Source organism: Streptomyces sp. NPDC058664 (assembly GCF_042716635.1).
In the GTDB taxonomy this organism is placed as follows: Bacteria; Actinomycetota; Actinomycetes; order Streptomycetales; family Streptomycetaceae; genus Streptomyces.
In genome coordinates this window covers 22,010-43,021 of the sequence record NZ_JBHXRW010000039.1, presented here as the reverse complement: position 1 = coordinate 43,021, position 21,012 = coordinate 22,010, and the positions used below count along the sequence as shown (strand labels likewise).

Here is a 21,012-nt window from a genome sequence, read left to right as displayed (position 1 = left end):
CGCGTCCGCCGCTGACTAGGCTGAACGGAGCACTGACGCAGGCGAAGGAGTACGACGTGGCGGTACGAGCGGTCCGCGGAGCCGTCCAGCTGGAGCGGGACGAGGCCGGACACATGCGTGAGCAGGTCGAGGAACTGCTCACGGCCGTCCTCGCGCGCAACGACCTCACCGCCGACGACCTCATCAGCATCTGGTTCACGGCCACGCCCGACCTCCACAGCGACTTCCCCGCCGCCGCGGCCCGCGGCATCGGGATCGTCGACGTCCCCCTGATCTGCGCACAGGAGCTCGACATCGAAGGGGCGATGCCGAGGGTCGTCCGGCTCCTCGCCCACGTCGAGACCGATCTGCCCAAGTCCCGGATCGCGCACGTCTACCTCGGCGCCGCGGCCGCCCTGCGCAAGGACATCGCCCAGTGAGAACAGCGCTCGTCATCGGCACCGGACTGATCGGCACCTCCGCCGCGCTCACCCTCGCGAGCCGGGGCGTCACCGTCCACCTGCGCGACCACGACCCGGCGCGCGCCCGGACGGCCGCCGCGCTCGGCGCGGGCACCGACGAGGCACCCGAGGGCCCCGTGGACCTCGTGATCGTCGCCGTCCCCCCGGCGCACGTGGCCGCCACCCTCGCAGAAGCCATGACCGCGGGACTGGCCCGCGGCTACCTGGACGTGGCCAGCGTCAAGGGCGGGCCCAAGCGGGAGCTGGAGGCGCTGGGCCTCGACCTCACCGCGTACATCGGTACGCACCCGATGTCCGGCAAGGAACGCTCCGGTCCGCTCGCGGCGACCGCCGACCTCTTCGAGGGGCGCCCCTGGGTCCTCACCCCGACCCGGGACACCGACACCGAGGTCCTGAACCTCGCCCTCGAGCTCGTCGCCCTCTGCCGGGCCGTCCCGGTCGTCATGGACGCCGACGCCCACGACCGGGCGGTCGCCCTGGTCTCCCACACCCCGCAGCTGGTGTCGTCGATGGTCGCCGCGCGCCTGGAGGAGGCCGACGAGTCCGCCGTACGCCTCTGCGGGCAGGGCATCCGGGACGTCACCCGCATCGCCGCCTCCGACCCGCGCATGTGGGTCGAGATCCTCTCCGCCAACCCGGGGCCGGTCGCCGACGTCCTCTCCGGTGTCGCCGCCGACCTCGACGAGACCGTCCGCGCCCTGCGCTCCCTGCAGTCCGCCGACGAGGACAAGCGCCGTGACGGAGCCTCGGGCGTCGAGGACGTCCTGCGCCGCGGCAACACCGGCCGCTCCCGCGTCCCCGGCAAGCACGGCGCCGCCCCCACGGTCTACGAGACCGTCGCCGTCCTCATCAGCGACCGGCCGGGCGAGCTCGCCCGCATCTTCGCCGACGCGGGCCGCGCGGGGGTCAACATCGAGGACGTCCGCATCGAGCACGCGACCGGCCAGCAGGCGGGTCTGGTCCAGCTGATGGTGGAACCCTCGGCGGCGGCGGTGCTGGGGGAGGCCCTGCAGGAACGGGGCTGGTCCCTGCGCACGGGCTGAGCCCCCCGCCCCTGTTGTGGGCACTCGCCCGGGGCTGACCCCGCCCCCCGTTGTGGGCAGCCGTTCCGCTGGGCCGGCTCTCGCCCACCCTCGTTGTGGGCATTCGTTCCGCTGGGGCGATGGGGGTCCCCCTGCTCGAGCGAAGCCGAGAGCTTGGGGAGGGCGGGCACAACGGACGGCGCCCCGTGCCGGGCCCAGGCACCTGTGCCTGAACCCGCACCCCTGGTGTGCCGCACAAAGTGGGTGCGGGTTCAGGCACAAGGGGCGGAGGCGCCGCCGAGGGCGCCGTCCCGGGTGGGTGGGTGACCGGCCCAGTGGGGCGATTGCCCACACGGGGGGTGGCCAGGTTCGTCGGTGGGCGCGCGGCCGGGTGGTGTCTCGTGGGGCGCTGGGCCGAACGGGTGCCGGGGACTCGGTAACCTTGTGGAGGTCCCCCGCATCCCAGCCGGGCCCGCCACTCACCCAGGAAGGTGTTCCCACCGTGGAATCCGTGATCGTCGCCATTGACGGGCCCTCCGGCACGGGCAAGTCCAGCACCTCCAAGGCGGTCGCCGCCAAGCTGGGGCTGAGCTACCTCGACACCGGCGCCCAGTACCGGGCGATCACCTGGTGGATGATCAGCAACGGCGTCGACGTGACCGACGCCGAGGCCGTCGCCAACGCAGCCGCCAAGCCGGTCATCATCTCCGGCACCGACCCGGCCCGGCCGACCATCACCGTCGACGGAGCCGACGCCGCCGGCCCCATCCGCACGGAGGAGGTCACCTCCAAGGTCAGCGCCGTCAGCGCCGTCCCCGAGGTGCGGGCGCTCATCACCGAGCTCCAGCGGACCATCGCCAAGGGCGCCGAGCACGGCATCGTCGTCGAGGGCCGGGACATCGGCACCACCGTCCTCCCCGACGCCGACCTGAAGATCTTCCTCACCGCCTCGCCCGAGGCCCGTGCCGCCCGCCGCTCCGGCGAGCTCAAGGGCGTCGACGTGAGCGCGACGAAGGAAGCCCTGATCAAGCGGGACGCGGCCGACTCCAGCCGCAAGACCTCCCCGCTCGCCAAGGCCGACGACGCCGTCGAGGTCGACACCACGGATCTCACCCTCGACCAGGTCATCGAGTGCGTCGTCACCCTGGTGGACGAGCGGCGGGCGGCCGCCAAGTGACCCTGCCCTCCGAGAAGGGCGCCGCCGTCGGCCGTCGCATCGGCATCGGGCTGATGTACGGCTTCTGGAAGCCGCGTGTCCTCGGCGCCTGGCGGGTGCCGGCCTCCGGCCCCGTCATCCTCGCCGTCAACCACGCGCACAACATCGACGGACCCATGCTCATGGGCACCGCGCCCCGCCCGGTGCACTTCCTCATCAAGAAGGAAGCCTTCGTCGGGCCCCTCGGGCCCTTCCTGGAGGGCATCGGGCAGGTCAAGGTCGACCGCGACAGCACCGACCGGAACGCGATAGGCAACGCCCTGGGCGTCCTGGAGCAGGGCGGCGTCCTCGGGATCTTCCCCGAGGGCACCCGCGGCGAGGGCGACTTCGCCTCGCTCCGCGCCGGCCTGGCCTACTTCGCCGTCCGCAGCGGCGCGCCGATCGTCCCGGTGGCCGTCCTGGGAAGCACCGAGCGGCGTGGACGGTTGGTCAAGGCACTGCCTCCGCTGCGCGGCCGTGTCGACGTCGTCTTCGGGGACGCCTTCGAGGCGGGCGACGGCTCCGGCCGCCGCACCCGCAAGGCACTCGACGAGGCGACCGTACGCATCCAGGGGAAGCTCACCGACCACCTGGAAAACGCCAGGCGCCTCACCGGGCGCTGAGCGAGACTTTGAGTAGTGGGCCCAGCGGCCCACCGACCACGAATGATCAAGGAACGGACTTCATGAACGACCAGCACGACCACGGGGCACTTGGCGACGCCGAGTACGCGGAGTTCATGGAGCTCGCCGCGGAAGAGGGCTTCGACGCCGAGGAGATCGAGGGCGCGATCGAGGAGGCCGGGCACGGCCCGCTCCCCGTCCTCGCCGTCGTCGGCCGTCCGAACGTCGGCAAGTCGACCCTGGTGAACCGCATCATCGGCCGCCGCGAGGCCGTCGTCGAGGACAAGCCGGGCGTCACCCGTGACCGCGTGACCTACGAGGCCGAGTGGGCCGGGCGCCGTTTCAAGATCGTCGACACCGGCGGCTGGGAACAGGACGTCCTCGGCATCGACGCCTCCGTCGCCGCCCAGGCCGAGTACGCCATCGAGGCCGCCGACGCCTGCCTCTTCGTCGTGGACGCCACCGTCGGCGCCACCGACACCGACGAGGCCGTCGTCAAGCTGCTCCGCCGCGCGGGGAAGCCGGTCGTCCTCGCCGCCAACAAGGTCGACGGCCAGTCCGGCGAGGCCGACGCCGCCATGCTCTGGTCCCTGGGCCTCGGCGAGCCGTTCCCCGTCTCCTCGCTACACGGCCGCGGCACCGGCGACCTCCTCGACGAGGTCCTGAAGAAGCTGCCCGAGGCCCCCGAGCAGCGCTTCGGCAACGCGGTGGGCGGCCCGCGCCGCATCGCCCTCATCGGCCGCCCGAACGTCGGCAAGTCCTCCCTGCTCAACAAGGTGGCGAACGAGGACCGCGTCGTCGTCAACGAGCTGGCGGGCACCACCCGCGACCCGGTCGACGAGCTCATCGAGCTCGGCGGCGTGACGTGGAAGTTCGTCGACACCGCCGGCATCCGCAAGAAGGTCCACCTCCAGGAGGGCGCGGACTACTACGCCTCCCTGCGGACGGCCGCCGCCGTCGAGAAGGCCGAGGTGGCCGTCATCCTCATCGACACCACCGACCACATCTCGGTCCAGGACCAGCGCATCATCACGATGGCGGTCGAGTCGGGCCGCGCCATCGTGATCGCCTACAACAAGTGGGACGAGCTCGACGAGGAGCGCCGCTACTACCTCGAGCGCGAGATCGAGACCGAGATGCAGCAGGTCGCCTGGGCGCCCCGGGTCAACGTCTCCGCCAAGACCGGCCGCCACATGGAGAAGCTGGTCCCGGCCATCGAGACCGCCCTCGCCGGCTGGGAGACCCGCGTCCCCACCGGCCGGCTCAACGCCTTCCTCGGTGAGATCGTCGCGGCCCACCCGCACCCGATCCGCGGCGGCAAGCAGCCCCGCATCCTCTTCGGTACGCAGGCGGGCACCAAGCCGCCCCGGTTCGTGCTCTTCGCCTCGGGCTTCCTCGAGGCCGGCTACCGCCGCTTCGTCGAGCGCCGTCTCCGTGAGGAGTTCGGTTTCGAGGGCACCCCGATCCACATCTCGGTGCGGGTCCGCGAGAAGCGCGGCCGCAAGAAGTAGCACCGGCGAGGTGACACACGGCTGAGGGCCGGGGCGTGATGCCCCGGCCCTCAGCCGTGTCTCCCCGGTGGGGCTTCCGCTAGAGGCCCCTGCGGGGTCCCGGCGGCAGCGCCGCCTGCGTCTGCTGCGGCGGGGAGTGCCGCACCGGCCACGCCGTCGTATGCGCCGTCCCGTAGCGGTGCCCCTGCCCGTGTCCGTACAGGCCCGTGCCCACCGCCGTACCGAAGGCCCGGAAGCTCAGATCCTCCTCGCCGCTGCGGTCACCCGGCAGCGTGCGGAACGTCCTGCGGTACTCCGCGTACAGGGCGTCGTAGATCGGCGTGGGCGACGTGCCGGCCGTGGCGTCCTGCGCGGGGCGCATCGAAGGGATCTGACTCGGACCGGGCTGGGGGAAGGGGTCGTATGCGTGCACGTAGGTGCCAACGACCCCACCGCCCGTCGGATGCGGGCGGCTCTCCGAATGGGGTGCCCGCCGGGGACGCGGCACGGTCGGGGCGTGCGGGCCCGCCGAGCCCGTGGCCCCCGCCGGTACGCCGGTGACCCGTGCCCACCCTATGCCCGGCTGTCCGCCGTCCATCAGGTACCGGCCAGCGGCATCGCGGCGGCGACCAGGCGCCCGTTCGCCGCGGCCTTCTCCAGCGCGTCGCGCAGCAGGTCCTCACGCGGCTGCTGGCCGATCGAGCCCACCGGGGCGGCGAAGACCAGCACCATGTGCGACTTGTTGGCCGCCGCGCGCCAGCCCTCGGTGACCTGGAGCGGCTGGTGCGCCTGCCACCAGGCGGCCTGACCGGCACCGCCGGGGCCCGGCTGGAGCACGGAGTGCAGCTGGCCCATGGCGACCAGGACCGACCAGCCCGGCAGCACCGCCGGCCGCGTGTTCAGGTCCATGACCTGCTGGAAGCCCTGGTCGGCCAGGAGCGGCAGGAACTCGTCGGTGAGACCGTCGGAACCCGGGCGGGCCACCGGGGCGGTCGGTTCCACGACGAGCGCCGGGTGCAGCTCGCCCTCGATCAGGACGAGACCGCTGGTGACGCCGAGCACGGCCTGCTCGGGGTGGGCGGCGGAGAGCGCGTCGGCGGCGTCCGAGGCCGTGATCGAGGCGACGGCGCCCTGGAGCTGCTCCTCCGCGACCCGGACGACCTGCGACGGGATGCAGCTGGCGTGGGCGAACGCGAGGACCGCGGTCTCCTCGCCGACGAACAGCACCGTGCTGGTGTGCTCCTGCTCGGAGTCTCCCGGCGTGCGGCAGGAGGTGCAGTCGTAGCTGCCCGGGGCGTTGTCACCGGCGAGCAGCCGGTCCGCTTCTTCGTCGCCGATCTCGGCGCGTACGTCCTCGCTGACGTCGAGCATGCGCGGCACGGGGGGCTCCCTGGACTCGGTACGGGGGGACGCCGGGCCGTTCCCGGTGTCTTATGCCGAGTTCAACGGGTCAGGCTCGGCCGGGGTCACGCGCGGAAGCGTGGCAACTTGCCACCGGCTCGGGCGGCGGGTCCCGTGACTCCGACCGGGTGGGGTGTGAACAGTGTTCCGCGCGGCACGGACGGAGGGTGCCGGAGGGCTGTCTAGCCTGCCTCGATGTCGAAGATCCGATGGTGGACGACCGGTTCCCTCGTGGCGGCGTCCGCGGCCGCGCTGCTGACCCTCGATCCGGCGCCGGCCTCCGCGCGGGACGTACCGATGGGGCCCCGGGACGCGTCCGTCGCGCCGCGGAACGTGTCCGACGGGCTTCTCGCGGCCGCCGTTCCCTCGTACGCCTGTGCCAAGGACCAGTGGCCGTGGGGCTGCGTCGCCGAGTGCGAGAGCAGCGGCCGCTGGCACGTCAACACCGGCAACGGCTTCTACGGCGGACTCCAGTTCTGGCACCCGACCTGGGTCGAGCACGGCGGACTGAAGTACGCCAGGCGCGCCGACCTGGCGACCCGTCCGCAGCAGATCACCGTCGCGGAGGAGGTCCTGCGCACCCAGGGGTGGGGGGCCTGGCCCGTCTGCTCCAAGCGGTACGGGCTGAGCGGGCGCGTCCACACCGTGCAGCCCGGCGACACCCTCAGCTCCATCGCCCGCCGCTTCGGCGTCAAGGGCGGCTGGCGGGCGCTGTACGCGGCGAACCGGAGCCTGATCGGGGCCGATCCGAACCGGGTCGTCGTCGGGACGATGCTGCGGTTCGCCCCGCTCTGACGCGCCCGTCCGTCAGCCGGACGGAGCCGGCCCGGCCCGCTCGGCCGCTTCCCCGCGGAACGCGACGGAGCCGCGCCGCAGCTCGTGCACCGGCGAGCCGGGCGGCAGCCCGTCCGGTACGCGCTGTTCCGCCAGGACCACGGCCGCCCCGCCCTCGAGGGCGAGCCCCACGAGCCTCCGGTACGTACGGGCCGCGACCGGCGGGGCCAGACCGAGCGACGGCTCGTCGACCAGCACCACGCGCGCGCGTGGTGCGAGGAGGGCGCGGGAGAGCGCCAGCATGCGGCGCTCGCCACCGGAGAGCGTTCCGGCGGTCCGGGACAGCAGAGGGACGAGTTCCGGATACGGGGGAGCGGCCCCGGGCCCGGCCCCGAGGGCGGTCCCGGGTACGGCCAGCGCGAGGTTGTCCGCGACGGTGAGGCTCGCGTACACCGCTTCGAGGGCGGGTACGAAGCACAGCCCCCGCCGGGCCCGTTCGTGGGCCGGCAGCCGGGTCACGTCGGCGCCGCGCCACACGACCCGGCCCGCGGAGAGGCGCACCGTGCCGGCGAGGGCGCGCAGGGCCGTCGTACGCCCCGAGCCGTTGCGGCCCAGGAGAACGGTGACCGTACCGGCGGGCACGGGCAGGTCCAGGCCGTGCAGGGCCTCCAGGGGGCCGTAGCGGACCCGGGCGGAGCACAGGGCGATCTCGACGCTCATGACACGATCCGGCCGCCTTCCATGGTGTGCACGGTGTGGGCGATCCCGGCGACGAGGTCCAGGTCGTGCTCGACGACCAGGACGGTCAGGCCGTCGGCGGCCAGCGCGGCGAGGATCCGGGCGAGCGCGGCCGTCTCGGCGGCGTCCAGGCCGGCGGCCGGCTCGTCGAGCAGCAGGGTGTGCGGCTGCCCGGCGAGGGCGCGGGCCAGTTCGACCCGGCGCAGCGTTCCGGTGGGCAGGTCCGCCACCCTCCGGTGCCGCACGGGCCCGGCGAGCCCGAGCAGCCGCAGACCGCGCTCGACGGCGGCGGGGTCGCCGCGGACATGGCCCTGCTCCTCGCCGACGCGGACGTTCTCCTCGACGGTCAGGGAGGGGAAGACGGCGAGCCGCTGGAAGGTCCGGGCGATGCCGAGGCGGCTCCGGGCGTGGGCGGAGCGGGTGGTGATGTCGGTCCCGCCGAGCGTGATCCGTCCCCGGTGGGGGCGGAGGGTTCCGGCGAGACAGTCGAAGAGGGTCGACTTGCCGGCGCCGTTGGGGCCGACGAGGGCGGTGACGCGGAAGGGGACGAGGGCGAGGGTGACGTCGTCGAGGGCGGTGAGGCCTCCGGGGTAGGTGAGGGTGAGGTGATGGGCGCGGAGGACGGGGGGCGGTGCGGAGCGCTTGTCCGGTGCGGGTGCCTGTGCGGGTGCGTCGCCGGGTGCGGGCCGGTGGGAGTGCGTCCGGCCCTGGGCCGGACCGGTGTCCCCACCCGTCCCCCTTGTCGGGAGAAGCACGGGTCCTCCCGTGGGAGGCTCGGCGCCGTCGGCGGCCGCCGGTGCGCGGGGCTTGTGCGGCAGCAGGTTCGTCAGTGGGGGGATCCGGCCCGTGAGGGCCGCCAGGAGGCCCAGGAGGACCGCTGCCGCGCCCGCGTGCGGGCCCGCGTCCAGGGTGACCAGGAGGGTGGCAGCGGCCAGGGGGGTGAGGAGGCCGTCGGCGCCCAGGACCAGGACCGCCGCGCACCAGAGGAGACCGCGTACCGGGTCGTACGCCTCCGGGTCGAAGGCGCGCAGGCCCATGCCGAGGAGGCCGCCGCCCAGGGCCGCCAGGGCCGCGCCCAGGACGAAGGCGAGGAGCTTGAGGCGGGGCACGGCGACACCCGCCGCCTCCGCGCCCGGCTCGTGGTCCCGCAGCGCGGCGAGCGCACGGCCCGTGCGGCCCCGGCGGAGCGCCGCCACCAGGGCCAGGCAGCCCGCGAGGACGAGCAGTTCGAGGGCGTAGAAGGCACGGTCGTCCGAGAAGCCCGCCGGGCGGCCGAGGGAGAGGCCCGCCGTCGCGTACGGCTGGGTGAGGACGAAGCGGCTCACCGCCACCCCGGTCGCCAGCGTCACGAGCGCCAGGGCGAGGCCGTGCCGCCGGATCGCGGGCCGGCCCGTCAGCAGGCCCACGACGGCCACCAGCGGCACCGCGAGGCCGAGCGCCACCAGGCCCTGCACCCCGCGTGCCGTGAGGAGCGCGGTGAACAGCGCGCCCAGGCCCGCGTACGCCGCCTGCCCCAGCGCGATCTGGCCGCCCCGCCCCGCCACGACGACCAGGGACAGGAGGATCACCGACAGCGCCGGCACCTGGATCGCCGTGCGCAGGTCCGAGCCCGCGAAGCCGAGCGGGAGGAGGAACAGGACACCGACGACGACCCACACCCCGCCCGGCACCCGGCCGGAGCGCACCGGTGGCGGCAGGGCGTCCCTGCCCTTGCCGCCGATCCCCGGCAGGACGAGCGCCGCGACCAGGAGCGCCACCACGAACAGGTTCGCCCCGACGGCCTGGAGCAGGGGGCCCGCCCAGCCCTCCGGGTGCAGCCGGGTCAGCTGGGCCTGGGCCACGCCGATCAGGAGCGCGGCCGCCACCACGACCGGCAGCGACCGCATCCGGGCGATGACCGCGACCGCGATCACCTCGATGACGAGGAGCGGCATCCCGTACGGGTCGAGCCGTACGTACGGGGCGAGCAGCACCCCGGTGAGGCCGGCGGTGAACGAGCCGAACGCCCAGCCGGCCGCCGCGACCCGGTCCGCGTCGATCCCGGAGAGCACCGCGAGCCGCCGGTTGTCGACGACGGCCCGCACTTCCCGACCGAACCGTGTCCACCGGGTCACCGCCCCCACCAGGGAGGCGAGCGCGGCCACCGCCCCGAGCTGCGCCCACGGGTCGTCACCGAGGAGCACCGGCGCGTCGTCCCGCGCCCCCGGGCCCCACATCAGCACCGCCGCGCCGACGAGCAGGACGAAGACGCCGACGGAGGCCACCAGGGTCTGCGCCGGGTTCGCCCCGCGCCGGGCGAGGGGCCGGAACACCGCGCGGTCCAGGACGAGGCCGATGCCGGGGGCGACCACCAGGAGGGTGAGGAGGGCGGCCGCCGGCAGCGGCCAGCCCCCGTCGACCACAAGGCCGCGCAGCACGTACGCGCAGATCATGGCCACGGCGCCGTGCGCCAGGTTCAGCACGCCGGTCGTCCGGTGGGTGACCACCAGGCCGATGCCGGTGAGCGCGGCGGCACTGCCGACCGCGAGGCCGGCGAGCGTCAGCTCGTACGTCAGGGAGGCCACGGCTCACACACCGGACAGGGCGTCAGGGACGGGTCGTCCCCGGCCTCCACGGCCGTGGTCCGGCCCGCCACGAGCGGGCAGTCCGGCCGGTGCGCGAGGGTCCCGCCGGGGACGCGGAGCGGCGGGCCGTCCGAGGACGGGGCCGGGGACGGCGGGGGAGCCTCCTCCACCGCGGGGACGTGGGGCTCCGGAGGGCGTACGGGAAGCGCGTACGCCGCCACGACCAGCACCGATCCCGCCACGATCAGCGCCGCCCCCGGCACCGTGCACGAGGCGAGATAGGGCAGCTGCCGCTCCGCGAACCGCTCGCCGGAGATCCCGTACCAGCCGAGCACGCACAGGACGGCGCCCCCGGCGGCCACCGCGAGACCGCTCCACAGCAGGATCCGGGATGCCGTCACGGAGACCTCCCTCGCCTCTTCCCTTCTTCCTTGCACTATGCCCCTGATCTTGCGCTATGACCTGATCCGTCCCACCCTGGAAGCATCCGGCCGTACGATCCCCAGGGACACACGGTGGTGAGCCAGATGGTTTTCGAACGACCCGGCCGACGTCCCCGGCTCGCGGCTCTCGCCGCCGCCACCGTCCTCGCGCTCACCCCCGCCGTCGCGAGCTGCGGCGACAGCGGAGAGGGCCGCTCACAGGAGGCCGACACCTCGGCCCCGCCCGGGACGACCGCCGAGCCGCCGGGCGCCGGCGAGCCCGCCGACCCCGCCGCGGCGAAGGCGGAGATCACCAGGAACTGGACGGCGTTCTTCGACCCGAAGACGCCCGAGGCCGAGAAGGTGGGGCTCCTGGAGGACGGGGAGCGGATGCGGGGGGTCCTCGGAGCCTTCGCCGGTGACAAGAACGCGGCCATGACCTCGGCGAAGGTCACGGGCGTCGAGTTCACCTCCGCCACCGGGGCGAACGTGACCTACGACCTGCTGGTCGGCGGAAACCCGGCCCTGCCCGGCGCGCAGGGCACCTCCGTCCTCCAGGACGACACCTGGAAGGTCTCCGTGCGGACCCTGTGCGGCCTGGTCGAGCTGAGCGGTGTCACCGTCCCGGGCTGCTGAGGCGGGAGCGGCGCTGCTCCTGGCGCTCGCACTCCTCCTCCTCGCGGCCTGCGGCAGCCGGCTCCCCGAGCGCGCCTTCGGGACACGGCCCACCACTCGCCCCTCCGGCGGCGAGCCGCTCCGCGTCGGGATCATCACCAGCGCCACCAGCCCGGTCGGCGGGCAGGCGCTCACCGGCCCGCGCGACGGAGCCCGCGCCTACTTCGACGCCCTCAACGCCCGCGGTGGCCTCGACGGGCGCCGGATCGAGGTCGAGACCTGCGACGACGGCGGCAGTGGCGTCGGCAACAACGCGTGCGTGCACCGGCTCGTCGACGAACGCAAGGTCTTCGCCCTCGTCGCCACCACCGCCCTCGACTACGCGGGCGCCCCCCTCGTCGCCCGCGCGGGCGTCCCCGACATCGGCGGCCAGCCGCTCACCCCCGCGTACGACACCTATCCGCACCTCTACGGGATCTACGGCAGCTCCGCCCCGCGCACCGGCGGGGAACCCGGCTGGGGCGGGGTCCTCTACGGCGGGACCGAGGTCTACCGCTGGTTCGCGAAGGAGCGGGGGGCGAGAACCGCAGCCGTCGTCTCCTACAACCAGGCCGCGTCCGCCGCGTACGCCCGGCTGGTCACCCGGGGGCTGCGCGCCGAGGGCTACCGGGTCGTCGAGGAGCAGGTGGACTTCGCACTGCCCAACTTCCGCGCGGTCGCCGCCGATCTGCGGGCCCAGCGCGTCGACGTCCTCTTCGACGCGCTGGACGTCCACGGCAACGTGCGCCTCTGCGAGGCGATGGAGGCCCTCGGGGTACGGGTCGCCGCCAAGGTCACCCACGCGCAGAACTGGTCCTCGTCCGTCGCCCGCGACTACGCCCGCGCCCCCGGCTGCCGGGACGCCCTGTGGGTGACCGGCTCCAGCCGCAACCACCAGGACACCGGCCATCCGGCGGTCCGCGAGTTCCGTGCGGCGATGGCGGGCCGGCCGCTGTCCCAGTGGCAGTTGGAGGGGTGGGCGGCGGCGATGTGGTTCACCGACGCGGCCCGCTCCTGCCTCGCCGGGGAGGGACTCACCCGCGCGTGCGTGGAGAGGTTCATGAACCGTCCGGAGCCGTACACAGCGCGGGGACTGCTGCTCCCGGTCCGCTACGAGCAGCTGGCCCGGCCGCCGGCGACCCGGAACACCTGTCTGTCCGTGGCCCGTTGGCAGGACGGCCGGGGCTGGGTGAGCCAGGGCGAGATGACGGAGAACTGCGCGACCGTGCCCCAGCTCGGCTACCGGCCGTGACCCCGCCCGACCACGCCCGTGCCCCCCGCCCGACCGCGCCCGTGAACGACGTCCCGCCCCCGGCAGTACAGTCGAGCGACCGATCAACTGACCGGGGGGAACCGGCAGCGCGATGCATATCTCCTTTCTGCTCCACAACGGCTACCACTACGGCGGCACGATCCGGACGACGTTCACCCTCGCCGAGGAACTGGCGGAACGCCACGAGGTGGAGATCGTCTCGGTGTTCCGCCACCGCGACCGTCCACGCCTCGGCCTGCCCCCGGGGGTGACCCTGCGCCACCTCGTCGACCTGCGCCGGGACAGCCCCGGATACGACGGCGACCACCCCGACTTCCACCGGCCCGCCGAGGTCTTCCCGCGCGGCGACGGACGCTGGAAGCAGTACAGCGCGCTCACCGACGCCCGGATCGGGGAGCACCTGCGCGGCGTCGAGGCCGACGTCCTCGTCGGCACCCGCCCCGGACTCAACGTCCACCTCACCCGGCAGGCCCGGCGGGGGCCGGTCCTCGTCGGGCAGGAGCACCTGACCCTGGACGGTCACAGCTACCGGCTGCGCCGGGACATCGGCCACGAGTACCCGCTCCTGGACGCCGTCACGACCGTCACCGAGGTGGACGCCCGCGCCTACCGGAAGCTCGGCCTGGCGGGCGTACGGATCGAGGCCGTGCCCAACAGCGTGCCCGCGCCCTCCGTGCCGCCCGCCGACCCCGCGGCGAGGACCGTCGTCGCGGCGGGCCGGCTGACCCGCGTCAAGCGGTACGACCTGCTGATCGACGCCTTCGCGGGGATCGCCGCCGACCACCCCGACTGGAAGCTGCGGATCTACGGAGCCGGCGACGCGGTCCAGGACGTCAAGGGAGCCCTCGCCCGGCAGATCAAGGACCGGGGCCTCGCCGAGCAGGTCTTCCTCATGGGGTCGGTGACCCCGATGGAACCGGCGTGGGCCGAGGGCTCGATCGCGGCCGTCACCTCGCGGCGGGAGTCCTTCGGCATGAGCATCGTCGAGGCGATGCGCTGCGGACTCCCGGTCGTCTCCACGGACTGCCCGCACGGGCCGCGCGAGATCATCGAGGACGGGGTCGACGGGTTCCTGGTGCCGGTCGACGACGTGGCCGCGTTCGCGCGGGCGCTGCGCGGGCTCGTCGAGGACGACGAACTGCGCGCCAAGACGGCACGGGCGGCGCTCGCCGCCTCCGAGCGCTTCGACCCGGCCCGGATCGCCGCCCGGCACGAGGCGCTCTGGACGGAACTCATCGAACGGGGCGCGGGCCGGCGCGTCCACTCCCCGGGCCGGGCCTCGCTCCACCGGGAGGTCGGCCGGGCCGTCGACGCGGTCTACACCCTGAAGGCGAAGGCCGGCCGGCTGGTCCGCCGCTTCCGCTAGGGCGTGCCCGGCGGATCATGGCCGGGCTCGCGACGCCCGGCACGGAGCCTTGCCGCATCCCCAAGGCCCTGCCGGGCCTGGGGGAGCACCCGCCCCCCAGGCGCCGCGACCTGTCCGCCTCTGATCAGCCGGACACGCCGGATACGCCCCAGCCCTTCACCTCCTGCATCGAGGACAGAAGTCGTCCGCGAGGGCTGGCAGACTCGGCGCCATGTTGGAGACCTCCGCACGGCTCTTGCGTCTGCTCTCGCTGCTCCAGGCCCACCGCGACTGGTCCGGCGCCGACCTCGCCGAGCGGCTCGGGGTCACGCCCCGCACCGTACGGCGGGACGTCGACCGGCTGCGCGAGCTCGGCTATCCCGTGAACGCGAGCCCCGGCACCGGCGGCGGGTACCAGCTGGGCGCCGGTGCCGAACTGCCGCCGCTGCTCCTCGACGACGAGGAGGCCGTGGCGGTCGCGGTCGGCCTGCGCGCCGCCGCCGGGCAGGGCGTCGAGGGCATCGGCGAGAGCTCGGTACGCGCCCTGGCCAAACTGGAACAGGTGCTGCCGGGGCGGCTGCGCCGCCGGGTCAGCGCCCTGAACGCCTTCACCGTGCCGATGCTGCGCACCCCGCGCGAGCGGATCGACCCGGCCGTGCTCACCGAGCTCGCCCACGCCTGCCGGGACGCCGAGCGGCTGCGCTTCGAGTACCGCGACCACGGTGGGGCGGCCACCCGCAGGACCGTCGAGCCGCACCGGCTGGTGTGCAGCGAGCGGCGCTGGTACCTGGTCGCCTGGGACGTGGACCGGGCCGGCTGGCGTACCTTCCGGGCCGACCGGATCACGCCGACACCGCCGCACGGCCCCCGCTTCACGCCCCGCGAGCCGCCCGCCGAGGACCTGGCCGCTTATGTGGCGAAGGGCGTGTCCACCGCCGCGTACGCGACCGAGGCGACGATCCGGCTGCACGTGCCGCTCGCCGAGGCCGCGGCGGCCGTCGGTGCCGCCGACGGCGTCCTGTCGGCGGACGGGGAGAACGCCTGCCTGCTGCGGACCGGCGCCCACAGCCTCGACGTGATGGTGATCCACGTGTCGATGATCGGCTTCGAGTTCGAGGTGCTCGATCCGCCGGAGCTGGTCGACCGGGTGCGGGCGCTCAGGGACCTGTTGTCCCGCGCTCTCGACCGGTCGGACGGCGTAAGCATTGTGTAAGGGAAGGGTGAGCGCCTCGCGTACGCGTCGCCGGCGCAATTCGGGGCGGGCGCGCGGAGAGAGGGAATGGGGCCTTTCCCGTCGGTGCTTCCGGCCCCGCTTCCGGCGCCTTCGTGCGAACTGCTGGAGATGTCGCGGAATTGCTGGAGAAACGGCCGGAAACCGTCTCTCCGAGTGACGGCGAACCAAGCAAACGTATGTCGAGAACTTGTGACACAAGCGTGACCGCCAAGGTACTAACGTGAGGGCCATGGCACCCACATCGCGCACTCCCGAACCGCCCCGCGACAGTCCCGAGTCCTATGTGGGCCTCGACGCGGAAGGCGCCGCGCAACTCGCGAGAACGAGGGGCTGGAGCACCGTCAGGTCCCTGCCGCCCGGCTCGATCATCACGATGGAGTACCTGGTCGGACGCATCAACTTCGAGGTCGAGGACGGCAGGGTCACCCGCTGCTGGGTCGGCTGAGCGGAGCCGGCCGGAGAGACGCGAAGGGCCCCGGCCGATGGCGGCCGGGGCCCTCTGCTCGCGCGTCCCGCGCGAGGTGACGGGGGTGGTCAGCCGCCGGTCGCGGGGGTGCGGCGCCCGGCCACCCCCACGGTCTCCCGTACCGGCTCCTCGGAGCCGGCCGGACGCGGCGGGAAGAACCCCGGGCGCGGCCCGCCGGAGGCCACGGGCAGCGAGGGCACCAGACGGCGACGGTCCCGCAGCCGCTCCCGCATCCGGTCGCGCACGGCCAGGATCCACGACTCCGCCACGGCGAGTACCGGCTCGCACCAGGGCAGCGCGAGCAGGATGAGCAGCCCGGCCGCCCAGCCGAGGAGCACGTCGCTCAGCCAGTGCGTGCCCAGGTAGACGGTGGTGAGCCCGACGCCGAGCGCGACCACGGCGGAGAGCGCCGACAGATAGCGCCTGGCCCGCGGAGTGGTCGCGAGATAGGCGAGGATGCCCCAGGTCACGACCGCGTTGGCGGTGTGGCCGGAGGGGAATATATCGCCGCCCGCGAACAGCTCGGCGGAGCCGACCTGGGTCGCGTAGTGGGGTCCGAGGCGGCCGAGTCCGAGCTTGACCGCGCCGACCGAGACGTTGAGCAGCAGGAGGGCGGCGCCGAGGCACAGCAGGGGGCGCAGGGTGTGCTGGCGCCAGGAGCGCCAGCCCAGCCAGGCGGCCACCATGACGGCCGTGGGGCCGCGCTGGCCGAGGACGACGTAGTAGTCGAGGAAGCCGTGGATCCCGGGCCACTGCTGGTAGGGCCGGAAGAGCATGATCTTCCAGTCGAGGGTCACCAGCCACGTGGACAGAAGTACGGCCACGACCATGGCGAGATAGAACGCCGACGTCCCGCCGAAGAGGGCGAGACGCGTGCGGGTCATCCGCGGGACCTCTATCTTCGGCGGTTCCGGCTCCCGGTCCAGCCGGGCAAAGATGTCGGTTCGCACCCAATCGACGTTACAGGGAGTGAGAAGCAGACCCGGTCGATCCACTCCCTTCGTGATGTTGATGTGATGTGGAGTAGGTCTCAGTGGGCGTCCTATTGCCGGCGTCCGTCGGGAAATCCGATGACCTTCCGCCCTATTGCCGTAACGTCCATTCCGGAAGAGTGTTTGAATGCGCGGGAATTGCGTCAAACAGACGTCCGTGCGGAATTCCATGCGACACGCGGGCCGCCCCGAGTGGCGTACGCCACACCGGCGGGGCCGCCGGTGTGAGAGCTGCACCACGCGCTCGGGGCTCGGACTCGCGTACGCTGACGGCTCACTCGCCCGTCGATGCCGGGCCGCCCCAGGGACATAAGTCCTGGTCGGGGGCCGCCGAGCGCGAGAGCTTCACCGGGAGGTACGCACATGTCGCGGACGAACACGGCCCAAGGAACGCCGTCCGCCGCCGTCGGCGGCGAAGCCAACCGCTGGGTCGTCCTCCTCGTCCTCTGCGTCAGCCTTCTCCTCGTCGCCCTCGACGCGACCATCCTCCACGTCGCCGTCCCCTCACTCACCGAGGACCTGCGCCCCAGCTCCACCGCGCTGCTCTGGATCGTCGACGCCTACCCCCTGATCTGCGCCTCGCTCCTCATCCTCTTCGGCACCCTCGGGGACCGGGTCGGACGGCGGAGGATCCTCCTCCTCGGCTACGCGCTGTTCGGCATCGCCTCGGCGGTCGCCGCGCTCGCCACCGAACCCTCGGTCCTCATCGCGGCCCGCGCGCTGCTTGGCGTCGGCGGCGCCATGATCATGCCCGCCACGCTCTCCATCCTCCGGACGGTCTTCCCCGACCGGCGGGAGCGCGCCACCGCCATCGGCGTCTGGACCGCGGTCGCCGCGGTCGGCGCCGCCACCGGACCGGTCCTCGGCGGCTTCCTCGTCGAGCACTACTGGTGGGGCTCCGTCTTCCTCATCAACATTCCGCTGATGGCGCTGATCCTGCCGCTCGGCCGCCGCCTCCTCCCCGAGTCCCGGGGAGCCGCCGACGGGCCCTGGGACGTCCTCGGCGCGCTCATGGCCGCCGCCGGCGTCCTCGGCTGCGTCCTCGGCGTCAAGCGCGCCGGGGTCGGAGACCCGCTCCTGGCCCTGCCGACCGCCGGACCGCTGCTGCTCGGCGCCGCGCTCCTCGTCCTCTTCGTACGGCGGCAGAGGCGGCGCCCGCACCCGCTGATCGACATGGGGCTCTTCTCCCGGGCGGCCTTCACCACCTCGGTCGGCTGCATCGTCATCGGCATGCTGGCCCTGGTCGGCCTGGAGCTGATCGCCGTCCAGTACCTCCAGCTGGTCCTCGGCCTCACCCCCCTGGAGACCGGCCTCCGGCTCCTTCCGCTCACCTTCGCCGCCATGGCCGCCGGCGCCACCGGCTCGTACACCCTGCGCAGGATCGGACCGCGCCGGATGGTCGGCTGGGGCTTCGTCCTCACCGCCGCCGCCGTGCTGCTGCTCACCCTCATGGGGCAGCACGACCGGCCGCTGCTGCTCACGGTGGGCTTCGTCCTGCTCGGCTTCGGTCTGCAGACCACGCTCTTCTCGGCGTACGAGTCGATGCTCAGCGAGGCGCCGCAGCGCAGCGCGGGCGGCGCGGCCGCGATCGGCGAGACCTCGTACCAGCTCGGCGCGGGCATGGGCATCGCCCTGCTCGGCAGCGTGATGAACGCGGCGTACGCCCCCGGGCTCGCCGCCGTCCCCGGGGTGCCCGAGGAGGCGAGCAGGGCTGCCGCGAACTCGCTCGGCGAGGCCTACCAGGTCGCCGACCAGCTCGGCGGCGCGGCCGGCGGCGCGCTGCACCAGGCCGCCCGGCACGCCTTCGTGAACGGGCTGCACGTCACGCTCTTCGTCAGCGCGGGGCTGCTGCTCCTCGGCGCGGTGATGGCGCGGCGGCTGCCCCGGGTGATGGAGTGCCCGGTGGATCCGGAGGGGACGGTGGGCCCGGAGGAGACGGCGGGTCGGGCTGTGACGGCGGGTCCGGTCGTGGCGGTGTCCGCTCCGGAGGGGGCCGGAGGGGCGTCCGCCCTGGACGCGGAGCGGGCCGGAGGAGTGTCCGTCGTGGCGGCGGAGCCGGTGGCCGTACTGGTGGCGGAGCCGGTGGTGAAGGGTCTTTCGCGGCGGGCGGAGTGTCCGGGGCCCGCGCGGTCCTCGGGGTCCCCGGAAGCGGCCGTGTCCTCGGAGGCCGCCGGGCTCGCCCGGCCGTCCGAGCCGCGGGTGCCCGCGACCCGGGAAGTGATCGAGCCCGCCGGCTCGGGTCGTCCGGCGCACTGACCCCCGATCCTCCCGGAGGTGTCCGGTCGGGCCGGCGGACCCGCTCAGCTCTGGTTGAAGAAACCGTCCTGCGTGCGTCGGCCCGTCTCGCCGGTGATGATCCGGGTGTCGGCCGGGGTCAGCAGGAAGACCCGCGTCGCCACGCGCTCGATGGATCCGCGCAGACCGAAGGCGAGACCGGCGGCGAAGTCCACCACGCGCTTGGCGTCGTTCGGCTCCATCGCGGTCAGGTTCACGATCACCGGAACCCCGGCCCGGAAGAGCTCGCCGATGCCCCGGGCGTCCCGGAAGCCGTCAGGGGAGACGGTGGCGATCCGGCGGCCCCGCTCCTCGGCGCTGTCCGTGGCCACCTGGACGCGGGGGTCCGTCACCCAGGCGTCGCCGCCCTCGGCACCGTCGGCGTACTCGTCGTCGTAGTAACGCTCGTCGTTGTCCTCGACGAGTCCCAGCCAGGCGCTCGCCTTGCGCACCGATCCCATGGACGCCTCCTTTCGCGCGGTCACTTGTGGTTCCGCATGTCCCTATCGTCGTCCATGATGCGGATCGCGCGCCAAGTGGTTGGGTGCCGCGCTGAGGATTCGTGACGGTACTGGTGCAGAACGTGAGCACCGCTTTCTGGCGATTCGTCAGGAAACATGCGGTATGCGGGGGCTGAGGAAGGGCCATGTAGCTGAAAATATGAAAGTCGGGCCGGAAGGGTGACGATGGGCGCGTACGGGTGAACGCACCCGCTCGCTACCATGCCGCGAGGCCGCTCGGCGGCGCCGCACACCACTCACGGGGGAGTCTCTTGTTCGGAATCGTCAGGCCCTGCACACATCGGCTCACCGACGGTCTGAAGGTCGAGTGGATGGCCCACCTCTGCGGCCTCTGCCTGGCACTTCGCGCCGACCACGGCCAGTTCGCCCGGGTCGTCACCAACTACGACGGCCTCATCGTCTCCGTTCTGACGGAGGCTCAGACCGGCTCGGTGGAGAGCGGGCGGCGCACCGCCGGACCCTGTCCGCTGCGCGGGATGCGGACCGCCCCCGTGGCCCGGGGGGAGGGCGCCCGCCTCGCCGCCGCCGTCTCGCTCGTCCTCGCCTCGGCGAAGGTGCGTGACCACGTCGCCGACCGGGACGGCCTGTTGGCCCGGCGGCCCGTCGCCGCCGCGGCCCGCCGGGTCGCCCGCTCCTGGGACCGCGCCGGGGCCAGGACCGGCCGTTCCCTCGGCTTCGACACCGCCGTCCTCGTCGACGCCGTCGACCGCCAGACCGGGATAGAGGCCCTCGCGGGCCCCGGCACCTCCCTGCTCGCCGTCACCGAGCCGACCGAGACCGCGACCGCGGCCGCCTTCGCGCACACCGCCGTCCTCGCCGGACGGCCGGGGAACGCCGAGCCGCTCGCCGAGGCGGGCCGGCTCTTCGGCCGCCTCGCCCACCTCCTGGACGCCGTCGAGGACCAGGCCGCCGACGGGGCGAGCGGCGCCTGGAACCCGCTCACCGCGACCGGCACCTCCCGCGAGGAGGCCCGCCGGCTCGCCGACGACGCCCTCCACGGCATCCGGCTCGCGCTGCAGGACGCCGAGTTCGCCGACGGCAAGCTGGCCCACGTCCTCCTCGCCCACGAGCTCCGCACTTCGGTGAACCGCGCCTTCGGCACGGCGAGCTGCTCGCACGTGTCGCCCGGGGCGGGGGCGGGGGCGGGCCACGGAGCCGCCCACGGGCAGGGCCCGGTACCGGGGAACCCGTACGCCCCCAACGGCCCGGGCCCCGTCCCCGGCAACCCGTACGCCCCCGGTCCCGGCGGCCCGGGCGGACCGTACGCCCCCGGCCCCGGCGGACCCGGCGGTCCCGGCGGACCGTTCCCGCCCGGGCCGCCCAACCGGCGCGGGCTGATCGCCGGATGCGCCCTCTGGGTCGGCATGGCCTGCACCTGCCAGATGTGCTGCGGAACCTTCGAGGACCCCTGGAGCCGTCAGCGGCGCGACGGCCTCTGCCAGCAGTGCGACCCCGGCAACTGCTGCGACTGCTGCGACTGCTGCAGCAACTGCTCCTCCTGCTGCGAGGGAGACGGCTGCTGCGGGGACTGCAGTTGCGGCTGCGACTGCTGACGGACCGTCC

At 73.9% G+C, this 21,012-nt stretch carries 20 protein-coding genes; 13 read left to right on the top strand and 7 right to left on the bottom strand.

The features are described from left to right. Positions 1-56 precede the first annotated feature (56 nt). The 5 genes from aroH (at position 57) to der (ending at position 4,812) form a co-directional block, all read left to right on the top strand. Positions 57-419: a chorismate mutase gene (gene aroH / locus ACFWUY_RS27795; protein WP_351219920.1), complete on the top strand. Its 363-nt coding sequence runs from the start codon at positions 57-59 to the stop codon at positions 417-419. Beyond that, on the top strand, positions 416-1,504 hold the full coding sequence (locus ACFWUY_RS27790; protein WP_384115208.1) for a prephenate dehydrogenase: 1,089 nt from the start codon (positions 416-418) through the stop codon (positions 1,502-1,504). Before aroH ends, ACFWUY_RS27790 begins: the two co-directional genes overlap by 4 nt. 490 nt (positions 1,505-1,994) lie before the next feature. Further along, positions 1,995-2,660, top strand: coding sequence for a (d)CMP kinase (gene cmk, locus ACFWUY_RS27785; protein ID WP_384115205.1), 666 nt, complete (start codon positions 1,995-1,997; stop codon positions 2,658-2,660). Beyond that, positions 2,615-3,301 carry a lysophospholipid acyltransferase family protein gene (locus ACFWUY_RS27780; protein WP_384115202.1) on the top strand — a complete coding sequence of 229 codons (687 nt, stop codon included), beginning with the start codon at positions 2,615-2,617 and terminating at the stop codon, positions 3,299-3,301. The genes cmk and ACFWUY_RS27780 overlap by 46 nt, the downstream gene beginning before the upstream one ends. Positions 3,302-3,363: 62 nt before the next feature. After that, on the top strand, positions 3,364-4,812 hold the full coding sequence (gene der / locus ACFWUY_RS27775) for a ribosome biogenesis GTPase Der (protein ID WP_384115199.1): 1,449 nt from the start codon (positions 3,364-3,366) through the stop codon (positions 4,810-4,812). A 79-nt stretch (positions 4,813-4,891) separates the two neighbouring features. Here the strand turns inward: der and ACFWUY_RS27770 are convergent, their stop codons facing one another. Both ACFWUY_RS27770 and ACFWUY_RS27765 read right to left on the bottom strand, forming a co-directional pair. Next, entirely contained in the window at positions 4,892-5,224 is a 333-nt protein-coding gene (locus tag ACFWUY_RS27770) for a hypothetical protein (RefSeq protein WP_384115196.1), read from the bottom strand. A 164-nt stretch (positions 5,225-5,388) separates the two neighbouring features. Then, positions 5,389-6,171, bottom strand: a complete 783-nt coding sequence (locus ACFWUY_RS27765) for a hypothetical protein (protein ID WP_384115193.1) — start codon at positions 6,169-6,171, stop codon at positions 5,389-5,391. Positions 6,172-6,387: 216 nt separating this feature from the next. Here ACFWUY_RS27765 and ACFWUY_RS27760 point away from each other — a divergent pair, with 216 nt between their 5' ends. Continuing rightward, positions 6,388-6,987, top strand: coding sequence for a transglycosylase family protein (locus tag ACFWUY_RS27760; protein ID WP_384115191.1), 600 nt, complete (start codon positions 6,388-6,390; stop codon positions 6,985-6,987). Positions 6,988-6,999: 12 nt separating this feature from the next. On the opposite strand, the gene ACFWUY_RS27755 is transcribed toward ACFWUY_RS27760, so the two are convergent. From ACFWUY_RS27755 to ACFWUY_RS27745, 3 genes are read right to left on the bottom strand one after another with little or no spacing between them, the layout of a single operon-like run. Continuing rightward, positions 7,000-7,686: an ATP-binding cassette domain-containing protein gene (locus ACFWUY_RS27755; protein WP_384115188.1), complete on the bottom strand. Its 687-nt coding sequence runs from the start codon at positions 7,684-7,686 to the stop codon at positions 7,000-7,002. Next, entirely contained in the window at positions 7,683-10,268 is a 2,586-nt protein-coding gene (locus ACFWUY_RS27750; RefSeq protein ID WP_384115185.1) for an ATP-binding cassette domain-containing protein, read from the bottom strand. Before ACFWUY_RS27750 ends, ACFWUY_RS27755 begins: the two co-directional genes overlap by 4 nt. Continuing rightward, entirely contained in the window at positions 10,256-10,669 is a 414-nt protein-coding gene (locus tag ACFWUY_RS27745) for a hypothetical protein (protein WP_384115182.1), read from the bottom strand. The genes ACFWUY_RS27750 and ACFWUY_RS27745 overlap by 13 nt, the downstream gene beginning before the upstream one ends. Positions 10,670-10,795: 126 nt before the next feature. Here ACFWUY_RS27745 and ACFWUY_RS27740 point away from each other — a divergent pair, with 126 nt between their 5' ends. From ACFWUY_RS27740 to ACFWUY_RS27720, 5 genes are all read left to right on the top strand, one after another. Further along, the gene (locus tag ACFWUY_RS27740) at positions 10,796-11,326 is read left to right on the top strand and encodes a hypothetical protein (protein ID WP_384115179.1); all 531 of its coding nucleotides are present in this window, start codon (positions 10,796-10,798) and stop codon (positions 11,324-11,326) included. After that, positions 11,304-12,596 carry an ABC transporter substrate-binding protein gene (locus ACFWUY_RS27735; RefSeq protein WP_384115176.1) on the top strand — a complete coding sequence of 431 codons (1,293 nt, stop codon included), beginning with the start codon at positions 11,304-11,306 and terminating at the stop codon, positions 12,594-12,596. Before ACFWUY_RS27740 ends, ACFWUY_RS27735 begins: the two co-directional genes overlap by 23 nt. A gap of 112 nt (positions 12,597-12,708) precedes the next feature. After that, the gene (locus tag ACFWUY_RS27730) at positions 12,709-13,983 is read left to right on the top strand and encodes a glycosyltransferase family 4 protein (protein WP_384115173.1); all 1,275 of its coding nucleotides are present in this window, start codon (positions 12,709-12,711) and stop codon (positions 13,981-13,983) included. Positions 13,984-14,194: 211 nt separating this feature from the next. Beyond that, a complete protein-coding gene (locus ACFWUY_RS27725) occupies positions 14,195-15,175 on the top strand; it encodes a helix-turn-helix transcriptional regulator (RefSeq protein WP_384115170.1) in 981 nt (326 codons plus the stop codon). Positions 15,176-15,425: 250 nt separating this feature from the next. Beyond that, positions 15,426-15,641, top strand: a complete 216-nt coding sequence (locus ACFWUY_RS27720; RefSeq protein WP_384115167.1) for an I78 family peptidase inhibitor — start codon at positions 15,426-15,428, stop codon at positions 15,639-15,641. Positions 15,642-15,730: 89 nt separating this feature from the next. On the opposite strand, the gene ACFWUY_RS27715 is transcribed toward ACFWUY_RS27720, so the two are convergent. Beyond that, positions 15,731-16,546 (bottom strand): phosphatase PAP2 family protein, encoded by an 816-nt coding sequence (locus ACFWUY_RS27715; RefSeq protein WP_384115164.1) that lies wholly within the window; start codon positions 16,544-16,546, stop codon positions 15,731-15,733. A gap of 471 nt (positions 16,547-17,017) precedes the next feature. Here ACFWUY_RS27715 and ACFWUY_RS27710 point away from each other — a divergent pair, with 471 nt between their 5' ends. Continuing rightward, positions 17,018-18,910, top strand: coding sequence for an MFS transporter (locus ACFWUY_RS27710; RefSeq protein ID WP_384115160.1), 1,893 nt, complete (start codon positions 17,018-17,020; stop codon positions 18,908-18,910). A gap of 44 nt (positions 18,911-18,954) precedes the next feature. Here the strand turns inward: ACFWUY_RS27710 and ACFWUY_RS27705 are convergent, their stop codons facing one another. Then, complete coding sequence (locus ACFWUY_RS27705) at positions 18,955-19,389, bottom strand: cell division protein SepF (protein ID WP_384115157.1); 435 nt, start codon at positions 19,387-19,389, stop codon at positions 18,955-18,957. 311 nt (positions 19,390-19,700) lie between these two features. Here ACFWUY_RS27705 and ACFWUY_RS27700 point away from each other — a divergent pair, with 311 nt between their 5' ends. Continuing rightward, entirely contained in the window at positions 19,701-21,002 is a 1,302-nt protein-coding gene (locus ACFWUY_RS27700; RefSeq protein WP_384115154.1) for a DUF5685 family protein, read from the top strand. The last annotated feature ends 10 nt before the right edge of the window (positions 21,003-21,012 follow it).

What these genes read in the sequence shown, in the direction of transcription:
- ACFWUY_RS27760 (WP_384115191.1), top strand. Translation starts at nt 6,388, where the DNA reads ATGTCGAAGATCCGATGGTGGACGACCGGTTCCCTCGTGGCGGCGTCC.
- ACFWUY_RS27725 (WP_384115170.1), top strand. Translation starts at nt 14,195, where the DNA reads ATGTTGGAGACCTCCGCACGGCTCTTGCGTCTGCTCTCGCTGCTCCAG.
- ACFWUY_RS27755 (WP_384115188.1), bottom strand. Translation starts at nt 7,686, where the DNA reads ATGAGCGTCGAGATCGCCCTGTGCTCCGCCCGGGTCCGCTACGGCCCC.
- ACFWUY_RS27740 (WP_384115179.1), top strand. Translation starts at nt 10,796, where the DNA reads ATGGTTTTCGAACGACCCGGCCGACGTCCCCGGCTCGCGGCTCTCGCC.
- der (WP_384115199.1), top strand. Translation starts at nt 3,364, where the DNA reads ATGAACGACCAGCACGACCACGGGGCACTTGGCGACGCCGAGTACGCG.
- ACFWUY_RS27705 (WP_384115157.1), bottom strand. Translation starts at nt 19,389, where the DNA reads ATGGGATCGGTGCGCAAGGCGAGCGCCTGGCTGGGACTCGTCGAGGAC.
- ACFWUY_RS27715 (WP_384115164.1), bottom strand. Translation starts at nt 16,546, where the DNA reads ATGACCCGCACGCGTCTCGCCCTCTTCGGCGGGACGTCGGCGTTCTAT.
- ACFWUY_RS27730 (WP_384115173.1), top strand. Translation starts at nt 12,709, where the DNA reads ATGCATATCTCCTTTCTGCTCCACAACGGCTACCACTACGGCGGCACG.
- ACFWUY_RS27710 (WP_384115160.1), top strand. Translation starts at nt 17,018, where the DNA reads ATGTCGCGGACGAACACGGCCCAAGGAACGCCGTCCGCCGCCGTCGGC.
- ACFWUY_RS27720 (WP_384115167.1), top strand. Translation starts at nt 15,426, where the DNA reads ATGGCACCCACATCGCGCACTCCCGAACCGCCCCGCGACAGTCCCGAG.